General features: G+C 40.3%; 10 protein-coding genes. 5 read left to right on the forward strand and 5 right to left on the reverse strand.

Annotation, left to right across the window (positions count from 1 at the left end):
* Window positions 1-70: 70 nt before the first annotated feature.
* From CXF88_RS10935 to CXF88_RS10950, 4 genes are all read right to left on the reverse strand, one after another.
* Window positions 71-955, reverse strand: coding sequence for an MBL fold metallo-hydrolase (locus CXF88_RS10935; protein WP_101086860.1), 885 nt, complete (start codon window positions 953-955; stop codon window positions 71-73).
* Between the two features lie 229 nt (window positions 956-1,184).
* Entirely contained in the window at window positions 1,185-4,250 is a 3,066-nt protein-coding gene (locus tag CXF88_RS10940; protein ID WP_101086861.1) for an efflux RND transporter permease subunit, read from the reverse strand.
* Window positions 4,247-7,498, reverse strand: a complete 3,252-nt coding sequence (locus CXF88_RS10945; RefSeq protein WP_101086862.1) for an efflux RND transporter permease subunit — start codon at window positions 7,496-7,498, stop codon at window positions 4,247-4,249. Before CXF88_RS10945 ends, CXF88_RS10940 begins: the two co-directional genes overlap by 4 nt.
* A 12-nt stretch (window positions 7,499-7,510) precedes the next feature.
* Window positions 7,511-8,584: an efflux RND transporter periplasmic adaptor subunit gene (locus tag CXF88_RS10950; RefSeq protein ID WP_101086863.1), complete on the reverse strand. Its 1,074-nt coding sequence runs from the start codon at window positions 8,582-8,584 to the stop codon at window positions 7,511-7,513.
* 320 nt (window positions 8,585-8,904) lie between these two features.
* Here CXF88_RS10950 and rhlP point away from each other — a divergent pair, with 320 nt between their 5' ends.
* Window positions 8,905-9,747, forward strand: a complete 843-nt coding sequence (gene rhlP / locus CXF88_RS10955; RefSeq protein ID WP_101086864.1) for a rhombotarget lipoprotein — start codon at window positions 8,905-8,907, stop codon at window positions 9,745-9,747.
* A 395-nt stretch (window positions 9,748-10,142) separates the two neighbouring features.
* Here rhlP and CXF88_RS10960 read toward each other — a convergent pair whose 3' ends face one another.
* Complete coding sequence (locus CXF88_RS10960; RefSeq protein ID WP_011637833.1) at window positions 10,143-10,634, reverse strand: OmpA family protein; 492 nt, start codon at window positions 10,632-10,634, stop codon at window positions 10,143-10,145.
* A gap of 319 nt (window positions 10,635-10,953) precedes the next feature.
* Between CXF88_RS10960 and CXF88_RS10965 the strand changes: the two genes are divergently transcribed.
* Genes CXF88_RS10965 through tssK form a run of 4 tightly spaced genes read left to right on the forward strand, consistent with a single transcriptional unit; the run spans window position 10,954 to window position 16,187 of the window.
* Window positions 10,954-12,939 (forward strand): serine/threonine-protein kinase, encoded by a 1,986-nt coding sequence (locus CXF88_RS10965; RefSeq protein ID WP_101086865.1) that lies wholly within the window; start codon window positions 10,954-10,956, stop codon window positions 12,937-12,939.
* 53 nt (window positions 12,940-12,992) lie between these two features.
* Window positions 12,993-14,345 carry a type VI secretion system-associated FHA domain protein TagH gene (gene tagH / locus CXF88_RS10970; protein ID WP_157822794.1) on the forward strand — a complete coding sequence of 451 codons (1,353 nt, stop codon included), beginning with the start codon at window positions 12,993-12,995 and terminating at the stop codon, window positions 14,343-14,345.
* An 18-nt stretch (window positions 14,346-14,363) separates the two neighbouring features.
* The gene (tssJ, locus tag CXF88_RS10975; protein WP_101086867.1) at window positions 14,364-14,834 is read left to right on the forward strand and encodes a type VI secretion system lipoprotein TssJ; all 471 of its coding nucleotides are present in this window, start codon (window positions 14,364-14,366) and stop codon (window positions 14,832-14,834) included.
* Window positions 14,835-14,858: 24 nt separating this feature from the next.
* Window positions 14,859-16,187: a type VI secretion system baseplate subunit TssK gene (gene tssK, locus CXF88_RS10980; RefSeq protein ID WP_101086868.1), complete on the forward strand. Its 1,329-nt coding sequence runs from the start codon at window positions 14,859-14,861 to the stop codon at window positions 16,185-16,187.
* The last annotated feature ends 6 nt before the right edge of the window (window positions 16,188-16,193 follow it).

A 16,193-nucleotide genomic window follows, 5' to 3' on the forward strand; every position in this document is an offset into this window, starting at 1 on the left:
CCTAGACAGCAAGCTTTTTGTATGTAGACCGGCAGTGATCTTGATTGATATACCGAAATGGATTATCTAGTTAAGATTTTGCGGCTAGGTCTTGATATAAGGTTTCAATCCATTTATCTGCCGAGATAAATTCCCAAGCCCAATTAGCATATTTGGCTGGAACGCCCTGTTTTTTGATGGTGGCTAAATCATGGCCCATTTCAATTTCACCACGCATCCAATTAATACTGTCATCAAGCATATGCTTGAATTTTAGCAGTGCATTTTTATCGGCTAACTCGCCATGACCGGGTATTACCTTAGTTTTATTGTCTAAACGATCGAGGATCAAACTGACGTTTTCACGATAGCCTGTTACAGAGCCTCCCGCCGCTAAATCAATGTACGGAAAGCGGTCTTTAAAGTATAAATCGCCCATGTGAATAATATTGGCTTTTTGCCACATGACGACACTGTCACCATCGGTATGGCCTGGACCTAGGTGAATAACCTCTAAAGTATCTTGATTAAAATGAATTGAGATATTGTCTTCATAAGTGATAACGGGCAATGCTGACGCAGGAGTACTGCTATCCGCTTTGAGACGTTCGAGAACATTATGATGAGCTAAGATAGAGCCTGTTTCACCAAAGTGGGCGTTTCCACCCGTATGGTCACCATGGTAATGAGTATTAACGATGTATTTAGGCAAGCCAGGTTGAATATCATTAAGTGCGGCGGTAATTTTATCGGCTAAAGGTGCAAATTGATCATCAACAATTAATATGCCGTCATCTCCAGCAGAAACCGCAATATTGCCTCCGGCCCCGATAAACATGTAAGTATTATTGTCTAGTTTGTTGGATTTAATGACCACATCACTGAACTTATCATCAGCAATGGCTGACGTTTGAGCTAATGCAAGCATCGCTACTGCACTGAGTCCGATGATGTGACGTTGAAATGTTAGTTTCATGACGATCCCTCATTGCTGTCATAGCAATTATTTTATTGTTATTAATACTGCCTAGCGTAACAAGTTGATCACTTATCGTGCAACAACATCCAGTGAATTAGCATCTGATTAAATAAAATCACGCTTCTCCAATGTAGCTTGTTAAGCATTGACCGTAGCAAACATTGACCATAGCAAACATTGACTACTGTAAACAATAACGATGCACCAGCAGAACTGAAGTGTAGGACTATTTGGTCCAAGGCAGCAGTTTTTGAGCAAATGCATTGGCTAGCCCTAGTCTAATTGCGGCTTTATGTCGTACTAGATATAGCGCTTGGTAGCATAATGGTACCAAATACAAACTGGTGACGGTTGAAAAGGTTAACCCACCAATAATGGCAATGGCCATTGGCGAATACGGCGGTCCACCACCGCCTATCTGAGTATCTCCCATTGCTAATGGCACTAATCCCAGCACTGTGGTTGCAACCGTCATTAATACCGGACGTAAACGAGTAATACACACGTTAATGATGGTCTCACTTAGCTTATCCAAATCGGGTGTCATCTGATTAATTTGGTCTACCAGTACAATACCGTTATTAACCACAATGCCCATCAAAATAAGTATGCCAATCATCGACATTACCGACATTGGTGTACCTGTGAGCCACAATGCCCAGAACACGCCAGTAATTGAGAACATAATCGAAGTGATAATAGCTGTCGGTAGCAGCAGTGATTCAAATAACGCCGCCATGACGATATAAATCATTGCGATAGCCAAGATCATATTTACCGCCATGATGGACTGGTCTTCATCTTGGCGTTCAAAACCACCGCGTAACGAGTAACCGTACCCGTAAGGGAAGTTCACCGAGTCCATCACCTGAGTAATTTTGGTTTGCGCTTCTTCGGTTGTGATATCTTCAAGATTTGCACCAATGGATAAAGCCGTTTGGCGATTAAAATGACGGATAGTATCAAATCGAGGCACCACAGTTGCTTCAGCTAAACTGTCCAGGGTATAAACTCGGTCACCTTGGCGAATAATCGGCAGTTGCTTAAGCTTTTCTAAAGAGTTCTGCCAGCTTTTGTCGTAGGCCAGTTCGATACGTAGTTCGCCGCTAGGATCATGGCGAAACGAACGTAACTGCGACCCTCTTAAGGCAATGGCAATGTTCGATGCTATATCGCTTAAGGTTAAATCCAGACGGGCAGCCATTTCTCGGTTGATCACCACCACCACTTCTTGTTGGGCGCCATTCACTTCCGAGCGCACATCGACTAAGCCCTCTATATTGTCGAGCAATGGCATCACTTGTTCACTGATGCGGATTAGTTCGGTTGTTGAGCGTCCCGTTAAGGTTACACGAATGCCGTTATTTTCATTGCCCCAACCAAATTGTGGCGTAGCAATCGAAAATTTAGGAAATCCTTCGCGGATCATTTTCTTTAACTCACCAATGTCTATTGGGATGTCTTTTTGTAATAAAATGGTTGATTGTGCATCTTGCGGGGCGTAGTAACTGTAAACCGCATCAATATAAAACGTGTCTTTATTGCTGTATAAATACGTTTCCATGCTATTAATCATGGCTTCGGTCACCGCTAGATTATGGCGACCTTCTAGTTGGTAATTAATGTATAAACGGTCATTACCTTCGCCATCTCCCTGATCTTGTTGCACCATGCTTAATGGCAATGCTGTTGATACCAACAATGCCACTGCGATGACACCAGAACGTTTTGGTCGGGTTAATATCCACGTGAGGCTGCGTTGATAAAAACGCCCTAAGCGATTGTTGTCATTAGCGGCCTGCACTTCAAAGTGAAAGTGGTTGAGCATCAGTGGGATTAATGTTTTCGCTACCAATAATGAAGCCGCTAGCGAGATACAAATGGCCACAGCAACATGTTCTAAAAAGATGGTCAGTTGCACTTTTACGCCAAAAATATTCGGTAAAAATACAATGGCGGTGGTTAATGTACCTGCTAAAACCGCCAAAGATACTTTTTCAACGCCAGTTAACACGGCTTGTTGGTTGGCTTTTATCTGACAAGTGTCGTCAATGTGCCCAGCTTGTTTCTCTTGTAGCACGCTTTCGGTGACCACCACCGCATTATCAATCAACATGCCGACGGCTAATAACAATCCCATCATCGATAAAATATTTAAGCTGTAGCCTAAAAAATACATACCAGCCAATGTCATACATAATGAAATCGGTACCGATGAGATAACCACTAAGGTCATTTTAAGGTTACGCAAAAACAGAAACAGCACCCCAAATGACAGTACCGCACCCATTAAGCCAGACAGTAATAAGTCTTTGAGTGAGGACTTAACGCCATAGGCTTGGTCTTCCATGATAAACAGTTTGATGCCATTAAATTGCTGATCTTGCTTAACCTGTTCGATAACGCTTAGCACACGATCAGACACCTCTACTAAATTGGCACCAGATTCCTTAAATACATCAATACCCACCGCATATTTTTGATCTAAATGTCGGCCTTCAATTTTCTCGGGCAGGGCATAGCTCACCATCGCAATATCTTGCAGGCGAATACCCGGCACAATCACCAGATTATTGATATCATCAAGGCTGGTAAATTCACCTTTTGGTGAGACTTGATACACCCGTGAATTTTCTCTTAGGGTACCTGCACTGATGACAAAGTTTTCTGCCAGTAAACGCGATCGTAAATCGAGACTATTAAGGCTTGATGCGACTAATTTATCGGCATCAAGTCGGATTTCAATCTGTTTTTGTTCAACACCATAAAGGGTGACTTTTGATACGCCATCAACGCGTTCAAGTGGCTTGCGAAGCTGTTTGTCTAACAAATCAAATGCATTAGAGAGTTCGCGCTCGCTTGATATGCGAATGGTTAACACCGGCATATCGGCGGTTGAGAACTGTTGGATCATGACGCGCTCAACATCTTTTGGTAATAAATGCCTTACCGAGTCTATTTTCTCGCGCGCTTCTAGGCTTTTGGTGGCAACATCTTCACCCCATTTCATGTTGAGCTGAATAAACGCACCGTCTTGGGTTGAATCTGATCGCACCTCTTCTATGCCACTCATGGTAGCAAGTGACTCTTCCAGCACTTTAGTGATGTCGCGTTCAACTTCTGCAGGGCTGGAGCCTTTGTACGGAACTTGCACCACAATTTGTGGAATATCAATTCCTGGAAACATTTCTAATGGCAGCATTCTACTGGCCGCCATGCCAAACAACATAATGGCCAAGAAAAACATGCAGGTGGTGACGGGGCGCTTTATCGCCAGTTGAGTGATGTTCATGCTGGCGTCTCCGCTGTATTAAACTCAACGTCGCTTTGGGTATATTGTTTACGGTCAAATAGCGCATATAAAGCGGGAATAACTAACAATGTAAGCAAGGTTGACATGCTTAATCCGAAAATGACTGTAATAGCCATTGGCGCACGAACTTCACTGCCATCGCCAATGCCTATTGCCATTGGTAATAAACCGAGTGTAGTGGTTAGGGTTGTCATCATTATAGGACGTAAACGAGATTGCGCGGCATCATTAATTGCGGTCAGTTTATCAATACCTTCTTGGCGCAATTGATTAATACGGTCAACCAATACAATCGCATTGTTGACCACAATACCTGCTAGCATAATTAAGCCAATAAATACCACTACGCTCAAATGGGTCCCGGTAATGAATAAACCCACAATACTGCCGGCAACGGCCATTGGAACAGCGATTAAGATTAGCAGTGGATGCAACAATGATTCAAATTGGCTGGCCATCACTAAATACACTAGGAAGATAGCCAAAACGAGGGCTATTTTCAATGAGTCAAATGAGTGCTCCATTTCTTCATTTTGGCCGCCAAATCTGGCCTGAATCGAACTTGGTAGCTGCTGTTTAGCCAATATCTGCTGGGCTTCAATTACCGCTTCGCTTAAGTCACCGTAAGCCAAATTAGACGATACAATAGCGACTCGTTGTTGACTGATACGATTAATTGCTGAAGGGCCAATTTGCAAATCGATTGTGGCAATAGCACTTAAGGGGATCGGCTGGGTGCTATTAGGATTAATAATTAACGATTCAATGTCGCTAATTTGATCGCGTTCGCTTAATTCACTGCGCACCAAAATATCCACTTTACGATCGCGTACCGTAAACTGGCTGGCAATAGTGCCACCGACACGTTGGGCTATGCGGTTAGCGACTGTCGGAGCGTCCATTCCCAGCGAGGCTAAACGGGCATGGTCAAAGCGAATACTGATCTCTGGTTGGCCATCGCGCAAGGTAGTATTGATGTCACTAAAGCGGTCAGAATCAGACAAGGCATTAACCAGTTGGTCTGCACTTTGTTTGAGTTGAGCTAAATCATAACCCGATAGCTCAATTTCAAGCGGGGTTTTAAAACTGAATAATTCAGGGTGTTCAATTTGAGCCTCTAGTTCAGGAATGTTTTTTGCTGTGTTACGCAATACCTGGCTAACTGCATTAAAGGCTAAAGGGTCTGCGAGTACCACTTGTAATCGGCCCCAGTTTTCACCACCTCTTGCAGTATCCGATGTCATTAACCCACCACTACCAGCCTGACTATAGGCGTGTTTCACATCTTCACGGTCTTTAATCGACAGCGCTAGTTGTTGTAATACAGCATCAGTTTCACTGACTTCGGTGCCTGGCGGTAATAATACTTCGACATAAAACTCACCTTGATTCATCGGCGGGATTAGCTCGACACCTAACTTAGGCAGTAAACTGCTTGACGCTAGGGTTACCAAAAGTGCTAACACAATGGTTAACACTTGATAGCGTAGAGCGTGATGTAACACCCGGAAATAGATTGATTCGACGATGCGATATAGGTAGTTAAAGCCGGCACAGATGGGTTTGAGTAATAGCCCAAATACACTACTTACAAAACGGCTAATGACAATAATTGCGGTTAATAATCCTGAAGGCAAATAGCTAAACAAGAGTTTAAAGGGAAAACTCAACACTGCCAGTAAGTAGTAGGTGATTTTTCCTTTGCGGCTTGTTGGTTTCGGTTTTTGTGCTACTTCAACTGGTTGCGGCAGGCTGGTGAAGCCTTGTCGTGATGCCAACATGGGAATGGCTGTTAAGGCAACAAATAATGAGGCGAGTAGGGCGAACGTGACCGTGAGCGCTTGGTCGGCAAATAAGGCTCCTGCAATGCCGTCGACAAACACTAAAGGGACAAATACAGCTAGAGTGGTGAGTGTTGATGCAAAAATGGCGCCTGAGACTTCTTTACATCCTGTGACGGCAGCTTCAACTTTACTCATGCCTTGAGATTTATAACGGTCTATGTTTTCTAATACCACAATGGCATTGTCGACCAGTAAACCAATGGCTAACGCAATACCACCTAACGACATAATGTTTAAGCTGATATCGGCAAAGTACATCATGTTAAAGGTAGCAATAACCGAAAAGGGAATCGAGATAGAAATAATTAATGTGGCAATAATGTCCCGTAAAAACAGGTAAATTACCAGCATCGCCAGTAAGCTGCCAAATAACGCTGCCGATGTCACTTCATTGACAGCGCTTTCAATAAACTCAGATTGGTCGTAAATAACTTTTAACTTATTGTGCTCATTAGCTTGATTGATTTTTTCAAGTTCAGAGCGTAGCTTTTGCGCAACAGCAACGGTATTGGCATCACCTTCTTTGTATATGGCTAGTTCAATCGATTCTACTTCGCCGATGCGAGTAATATCACTGCGTTCTTTGTAGGCATCACTAATCACCGCAATATCAGATAATCTGACTAACGTTTGGCCATCGCGGTAGATAATCACTTGACCTAGTTCATCTAAAGAATTGAATTGATTTAAGGTTCTGACCAAGTATTCTTTATCACCCTGAATCACTTTACCTGCTGAAAGGTTGATATTTTCTTCATTTATTCGACGTTTAACCTGGTCGGCATTAAGGTTCAATTGGCTTAGTTTTTGTTGATTTAATTCAATATGAACTTCTTGCTCTAACCCGCCTGATAGCCTTACGGCGGCAACACCGGATAAGGCTTCTAAACGTCGTTTTAACTCCTCATCTGCAAAGGTTCGCATTTGCTTTAACTGCTCCGCATCTGCATTGGGTACAGAAAAAGCTAAGCGCATGATGGGATCAAGATTGGGGTTGAAACGCAGTAATAATGGCTTGTTAATGTCTAAGGGCAGCTCGATAGTGTCGATTTTTTCACGCACTTCAAGGCTAGCCATGTCCATATTTGTGCCCCATTCAAACTCGAGCACAACATCAGACATGCCAGAACGTGAAATTGAACTTATTTTCCGCAGTCCTTTTACCACCCCAACAGCTTCTTCAATTGGTTTTGATACCAGCTGCTCAATTTCAACCGGAGCAGCACCGTCATAGGCTGTGCGTATGGTCACGCTGGGATAGCTTAAATCGGGTAACAGTTTTACCGCGAGGCGAGAAAACCCTACCATGCCAAAAAGCATCACAGCTAACATGAACATCCATACAGTGACGGGGCGTTTAACCGAAGTGTTAATTATTGACATTATCCCGCTCCGTTATCGAATAGCTGCGAAGCTAAGTGGGGTAATAATTTCCACTAATGATTGATCTTTGAGGTTTTGTTGGCCCCTGATGACAATTTGTTCGCCATCTTCAACACCCGATAAAATTTCAACCGTGTTATTTTCACGATATCCCAAGGTGACTTCACGTCGTTGTGCCTTGGTGTCTTTTATCACATACAAAGCTTGAGTGTTGTCTTGGTTGATTAATGCGTTATAAGGCACGGTAAGTACATCAAGGTGGGTGTCGTATTTAAGTTCAACCCGAGTAAACATACCCGCTTTTAATGTTGCATCTTGATTTGGCACGGCTAACGTCACTTTAAACGTACCGCTTTGAGCATCCACTATCGGACTAATGCGCAGCACTTTTGCATCGATAATATGGGCCGCTGTACCTTGGTGTTGTTGAATAATACTGGCTTGTTGACCAACCCGTAAACTAGCAAGTTGTTGTTCTGGTAAGTGTAATATGCCGTGAAGTTGGTCTTGATTAACAATATAAAATAACTCTTGGAACTCTTTTGCCATATTGCCTGTTTTAACATAGCGTGAAGCAACGACACCATTAATGGGTGAGGTGATTTGGCTTTCTTTAACTTGTAGCTCTGCTAAGTCGCGCTGTGCTTTAGCAGCTTGTAGGTTGAACTCGAGCTTGGCCATTTGGTCTTGGCTAATAAACTCTTTGTTGTTCATTTTATTTAAACGATTTAACTCTTGCTGAATAATCTGCACTTCGGCTTCTGAACGATTGAAATCATAACGTTGACGCTTGGCATCAATTACCGCAAGTATTTGCCCTTTGGTAACCCGATCGCCTTCTTCAACGTTAATCTTTTCGATTATCCCAGCAATGCGGCTCATCACATGAGACTCTTCCGGTGCTTCAAGTGTGGCGGTGGTGCTGTAAAAAGACGATACATTGCCTGTGGTGACCAGTGCTGTTTCAACCGGAATAGCAAATTTTTCATCTTTTTTTGCTTGCTCTTCTTCGCCGCTGCAACCACTCAATACTGCAATACAAAGTAAAGGAATTGCCATTTTCTTCATGCTGATGAACCTATCCATGGGGTACCTGCTAGTGTTATATTTTTTGAATTAAATGACGCTAATGTACTTATTGTTATTCTTAAGCGAGTTAACGTCACGTTATCATTTGTAACTAATGTTAATTAAATACATCAAAGCACTAACTGTGCCACTTTTTATAGTGTATAAATAACAAAGGTTTATAGTATTTTTAGTTAAGGGTTAGCGAAATTAACAATGTTAATGTAGTGAAAATAATTAACATTTGGTGTGATTGGTTATTTATGTATTTTCGTGTTGTAGAAATAAACAGATTCATTGATATCAATAAATGGAAAATAATTTAAAAGGAAGCGTAAATGAAAACAACAACATGGTTGGGCATGATGGCATCAGTTTTTTTATTGTCCTCATGCAGTATGTTGGTGAGCCAGCAGTCGGGGAAACAGTCTGTTTCGAGCAGTCTGATGGACTTTTTGTATCCTAATAAAGAAGCCCGTGCAGTACATAGCGCCGAAGTTCCATTGCTCACATTACCGGTAAAAGTCGGTATTGCCTTTGTACCGTCAACAGGCTTTCAAAAAGAGGCTGTGCATAGTAAAGATCAATACGAATTACTTGAAAAAGTGAAAGCGGCTTTTGTTCAATATGATTATATTGACCGCATTGAAGTCATTCCGAGTACTTATCTTGCTGGTGGTGATGGTTTTAACACATTAGAACAAGTTGGGCGTTTATATGATGTCGATGTAATGGCGTTGGTGTCTTACGATCAAGTGACTCAGTCTGTAGAGAATAATGCCGCGTTATTGTATTGGACCATCGTGGGTATGTATGTGATTCCGGGCAATGAAAATACCGTACAAACCTTTGTTGATACCGCAGTGTTTGACATTAAAAGTAGAAAAATGCTTTTTAGAGCACCGGGGATCAGCAAGCTTGAAAAACGAACCACAGCCATAGGTATTGATGAAACCTTAGCAGAAAAATCGATGCAAGGTTTTGACCTGGCAGTTACTGATATGACTAAAAACTTAGATGATGAGTTAGCTCGATTTAAGGTGAGAGTTAAAGAGGAAAAAATTGCCAAGGTGGAACATAGCAATAATTACAGCGGCGGGACTATTGATATTCAGTTTGGTTTACTATTATTGATAATGTTATTGATTCGATTAAGACTCAGTAAGGATGTTGAACGCTAACCTCACTGTGGGCTATGTTCAATTGACTATGCTCAAGTATGTATTTTCAATGAGCAGTGATTAATCGATGAGTCACGTTGTTCGGTTAATCATTTTTATACTATCATTTTTTAGAAGTCGTTTTATCTGTGATGCGCGTTAACGCAGCACAATTATCTTCAGTATGGGCTCTGTCGTGTGACTAAAATTTCCAAATAAATTTAGAGAATCCATGTTTAGTCCAGATATTGACAATAATATAAGTAAGCAGGTTTTTTAGATGGAATAAGGAGCGATATAACTGAGGGTTTGTTGATAAATTATTGAATCTCAGCTTTGTAATAAGCTGAGATTCAATAATAAGTATAATAAATACACTTGAATTACAGTATTTTATTAATACTTTAATTCATTTTTTATGAAGATTTATTCGTAATGGAAAAGTTAACCCGACGAGTCTTAGAACGCTCAGAACTGGTTAATTTTACACCGTTATCTTCAATAACTTTAGTAGTCGAAATTAATTGGTCGTTAGATGTGCCCAAAGAGATTAAAAACTCCACTAAACCATCAGCACGACGCTGTGCCAACGCTTTATTGTATTTAACTGTGCCTTTGTCATCTGTAAAGCCCTGAACATTTAGTTCTTTATCAGAATTATTGGCGAGGTAAGTCGCAACGCAAGACATGTGAGTATCAAGCTTACTGTATGACTTATCACTATTAACTTCGAAATACACAGGTGTGAACCCAATAATCATTTCATTATCTGTTTGTAATGTATATTCAATACACTCTGGAGAAATAGAAAATGTTTTGATTGGTTCAGATACAACGACAGGTGCTGATTGACAACCCGCAAGTGTTAATAACGCAATAACAGGTAATGAAAGATTGACGCGTTTCATATTTGTTTAATCCTTTAAAAATGTGGTCCATTAAAAAGAAATCGTAAATTACCGATAATGTTTTATTGGGTCAATAGAAAAACTGTTTTTTAGTTAATTAGATGTTTATTTTCATATTAAAAACATACTTTTTAATGTTTTTAGATTTTAATACATACTAATGGGTGGTTTATTTTAATGAATTTATTTAAAAGTTATTAAGCAAGTTTTTAAATGTTGTTTTTTGCATTTTCTTGCTGCAACATATTGGGGTAATTTTGATTCACTAGGAAGATAGTTTACATACTTTAGGATAATATTAAGGGATTAACCTGTACTTATGGATAAGAGTAAAGCACCAAATCACTTTGCTGAAGATAAAACAGTTGTGGCAGGATTTGAACATTCTGGAAATAATAATAAAGTTAACTTGATTGGGAAGTGTTTCAAAAATCGCTATTTAATTGAGTCGAAAATTGGTCATGGTGGTATGAGTGATATATACCGCGCCAAAGATCTCTATTTGGAGTCATTAAACGTAACAGAACCTTTTGTTGCGATTAAAGTATTATTATCTCAGATATCGGATATACCCGAAGCTCAGCAAGTCCTTATCAAAGAGTCAGTACAAACTCAAAAACTATCTCATCCAAATATCATCAGAGTTTATGATGTAGATACCGATGATGGCTTTCACTTTATGGTGATGGAGTGGTTAGATGGCGAATCATTAGACCAAGTGATCAAACGTTCAAAACCATTAGGCATCAACTTCAAAGGATCAATGAAAATCATTGATCAGATTGCTTCTGCATTATCGTATGCTCATCAACAAGGTATTGTCCATACAGACTTAAAGCCATCAAATATCTTCCTCACTCGCCAAGGGAACATTAAAGTTTTTGATTTTGGCGTTGCGAAAAACTTACAGCAAAGAGAGGACCGATACGCATTTGCCGAAGTCGACCAAGACTCTCCTTTAACAGGTTATACCCCAGCTTATGCTAGTTTTGAGCAGTTATCTGGAGAAGATGCCTGCGCGGCAGACGATATTTTTGCTTTTTCGTGTATTAGCTATGAGCTAATAACAAGTAAACATCCTTATAACCGTGTAGCTGCAAATGAAGTTGATATCACCAACAATAAGTTGATTAAACCAAAAAATATTAGTTCACGATTATGGCCTATGTTGAAAAAAGGTCTCGCGCTTAAAAAAGTACAACGTGCGCCTTCCATCGAGCTAATTATCAATAAGTTCCACAGTAAAAGTTGGCCACTACTCACTGCTATTGCTGCGGGTGCAGTACTTGTTATCGGTGGATTTCAAATTCAACAATATTACCAGATTCAATTAGACGACTTACAAAATAAAGTCGCGCTGACAAATAAGGCCAAAAGCGAAGTTCAAGCATTTGAATTTATTCCTGCTTCAGCATTATTAGCCCAAATAGAAGATATTCCAGAAGATAAAAAGCTGATTAAGAATGGTTTGTTAAAGACACATCAATCTGAAGTGTTGGATATTGTGGAGCAACGTATAGCTTCCTTACCGAAAAGCGATAATGGTCTGTATCAAAATTATGAAAAAATAGCACAAATTATTAATGACATAGAACGTTTTTATCCTGATTCAGTTCGTTTGCTACAAATAAAAAACCAAGCAGAGAGAAGTAAACAATCAGTTGTAGATGCACTGTCTGAACGATTGAGCCTGTTATTATCTCAAGCCCGTTACAATGAACAGGGAAGTAATAATATTCAAGCCATTGTTGAAGGGTTAACATTTGTCGAGCCTGGATATATTTATACCGCGTCTAATGAAGAATATGCCCTCTATGCAAGCTCATTTGATAACGCCTTAAAGAAACATGATATTAATCAAATAAGTGCACTCATTACAACTGGCGAAAATATATTTTCAAACTATCCGCAGGCTAAGTTATTAATTACATATGGCGCCGAATTGAAAGTGGCTGTTAAAGGCTTAAATGACTATCACGATTTAACGGCAAAAGGTAAAACGGTCGTTTATCCATACGAAGCTGCTGAAGTTTATTATCGAGATACATTTAATCAATTAACCGTGAGGTTAGATGCAATAGATAACCCAAAAGATCTACACGAGTTTGATAAAGAAGTTAGGGGGCTCGCCACGAATTTACCCGATGATTTTGAGCCCCTGCTAACGCTTGATAAACGTTTAGCCGCCTCTTTTTTACGCCAAGCAAATGTGTATCTTGATAAGCAATATCTGAAAACAGCCAGAGAGTTATTTGCCAGAGGGAATGAAATGTATGAACGTCTAAATGGTGTTCAACGCTTATAACGCAATGGGTATGATGGCTAGTCAACAAGTTGATGAAGGAAGATGTAATAGAAATGGAATTATTGCTAGAGATTGTGAGTTATCACAGGTTATCCCCTGAGCAGGTCATAACAAAAGATGTCACAGAAACCTTAACGTTAGGGCGCTCTGATGTATGTGATTGGCATATGCCTGATCCAGAAAAAGTGGTTTCTGGTACTCATGCTCGGATCACCAAGCGCAGTGATGATTTTTTCATTGAGGATTTATCAACCAACGGATTATATGTCAATCGCGCAGTCGAAGCGTTAGGCACCAATCGTGAGCATAAAATTGAGCACGATGATCTGTTTACTTTTGGTGATTATGAGATCAGTGCGAAGTTACAAATGTTACATGTGGCCTCTAATAATCAACCTCAACAAGAGATACATGACGCACCGCCAGTAGCGACTTTGCAGCAAAATAAACTCATTCCAGCTTCTTCCTCATCAATGCTTGATACTGGGTTTGAATCTGATTTAGCAGGATTTGATTCTGCTATGTTACTGAACCAATCTCGACAACAATCAGCAGGTCTCTCGCAGATGAATGCTGATTTACAAGACCATTTTCAACCACCAGTAGCCATTCCAGAAGAATGGGATAAAGATATTTTTGGACAACATTTTCAAGCTCACGCAAAAACTGATATCCGATCTGTTGTTCCACAAGAGCCCGAGCTTCTGGTTGCTAAAGCTCCAGTTAACCCTATAAAAGTGCCTGAAACGGTAAAAGCGGAGGTGAAAAAAGTGGCCCCCGTGTCACCAAATACCAAAGTACCCGTTAGTACACAGGTAAGCCCTTCATCTGCATTAAGCAAAGCGTTTTTTCAGGGTATGGGAGTCAATGAACAAGATTATGTCAATGTGCTAACTGAAGAGTTGATGTTTGAACTGGGCCAAAGTATGCAGTTTATGTTGACTGGACTGATGGAATCACTACGTCAACGTTCAAAGCTGAAAACTGAGTTTAGGATCAATCAAACGACATTCCAGCAGCGTGAAAATAATCCATTGAAATTTTCGGCCAATATTGATGATGTATTTCAAAATTTATTTTTAAGGAAAAGTGCGAGTTTCTTGTCATCTCAACAAGCGATTACCGAAGCTTTTAATGACGGTCGAAAGCATGATACTGCGTTAACTGCAGGCACATTAGGCGCTATCCGTGGATTGCTAAATCAATTAGATCCTGAATTTATTGAAGCCAAAAGTCAAAACCAGTCGCTTACAGACATGTTAGTGCCGGGACAGAAACAGATGCGCCAATGGAAAGTATATAAAAGCTTACATTCCAATTTAAAAACAGAATTTATGCAAGACAGTGCTGCTGCATTATCAGATGATTTTGTTAAAGCATACGACAATAAAATTAAAACATTATAAATTATTAAGGGCTAATAAATGAAATTGAAGTTAGGTCTATATCAAATTGTATTAGTGAGCTTTTTATTACTTAATTCTGGCTGTAAAACGATTAATGCTGTCGTCCCGCCATCGACAGATCTTACCTTTAATGCCAGTGCAGACATCAATCCTGACATTAACGATCGGCCATCACCAGTGGTGGTGAAAATATTTGAATTATCATCAAGAACTATCTTTGATACTCAAGATTTTTTTACCCTTGATGAGTCAGCTGAAAGTGTACTTGGTCCAGATCTTATTCGTAAAGATGAGTTGGAATTACAGCCATCAGAAACGCGTGAATATGCCATGACACTGGGACAAAACACCCGATTTGTTGGTGTTATTGTCGCATACAGAGATATTGATTCATCTCGTTGGCGTTCAGTCGTCGCTGTCGATCCTACTGGTTATGATGATGTCGTTATCAACATCGAAAAAATAGCTGTGTATAACTCTGAAAAATAATTGTTGTGAATAAATAGGGAAATTATGAGCGATTTTAGCCCAATAGCATGGACAGAGGGCATGTTTCTTCGTCCGCAACATATGCAGCAGCAAGAACGTTTTTTGCAACATCAACAAGCGCGAACTGCCAAGAATAACAATCCACTTGCTTGGGGGGTTGTGAGCTATGAAGTCAATTATGGCCTACTTCCACTGGGGCAATTTGGATTAGACCGCATCGATTGTGTTTTTCCTGATAACACCTTGGCTTGTCTTCCTGAGCAGAGTCCGTTACCAACGGCTATTACTGTCCCAGCAGGTACATTGGATCAGCTTGTTTATCTTGTTCTTCCCGTTGCGAAAAGCAATGGGATGAATATTTCATCTTCTGAACAAAATCAAATTACTCGCTACAGCTATGAAGATCACAACATTGTTGACACAAGTGTTGGCTCTGATGCTATGGAAGTGCTGCAAGTTGCCAAATTAGATTGTCGGTTAAAGTTACAAACTGAAGATCGCTCAGGCTATGTCTCAATTGCGATCGCTCGGGTTATTGATGTGTCTGAAGAGGGCGTGATTCGATTAGATAAAAAGTTTATTCCGGCATGTATTGGCATTGAACACATTAAAACCTTAATGAATATGACAACTGAAGTCACTGGCATGATTAATCAGCGTGCAGAAGCCATTGCGGGTCGCTTAAGTCAATCCCAAGGGACTTCCAGTTCGATAGCAGACTTTTTAATGTTACAACTTTTGAATAAGTATCAACCTATTTTTGAACATTATGGGGTTGTTAGTCATATTCATCCAGAATTGCTATTTCGCACACTCATTAGTTTTTCTGGTGAGCTTTCAACGTTCAGTAGTCCCAACAAGCGACCGCCAAAATTTCCTGTCTATCAACATGATAATTTAACCTATGTGTTTAGTAACACTATGGTAATTGTTAATCATGGCTTAAGTAGTGTATTGGAACAAAGTGCCACAGAGCTGATCCTAGAGAAGACTAAATTTGGTGTGTATTTCTCGACGATTGCAGACAAAAGTATGCTTGATAATGCTGAATTCATTCTCGCTGTTAAAGCAAATGTTCCGCATGATGAGCTTCGTCAACGCCTACCTTCACAAATTAAAATAGGGTCAGTTGAAACCATTCGTGAACTGGTTAATAACCAATTACCCGGTATTGGAATATCCAACCTCCCAGTCGCGCCAAGACAGGTGCCATACCATGCGGGTTATCACTATTTTCAATTAGATAAAAATAATAGCCATTGGATAAAGCTTAAATCAAGTGGCGGTGTTGCAATGCATATTTCTGGAGCATATCCAGAGTTACAAATTGAACTTTGGGCCGTGAGTATTTAACGCCAA

Origin of the sequence: Shewanella sp. ALD9 (assembly GCF_002836315.1) — a bacterium.
GTDB lineage: Bacteria > Pseudomonadota > Gammaproteobacteria > Enterobacterales > Shewanellaceae > Shewanella.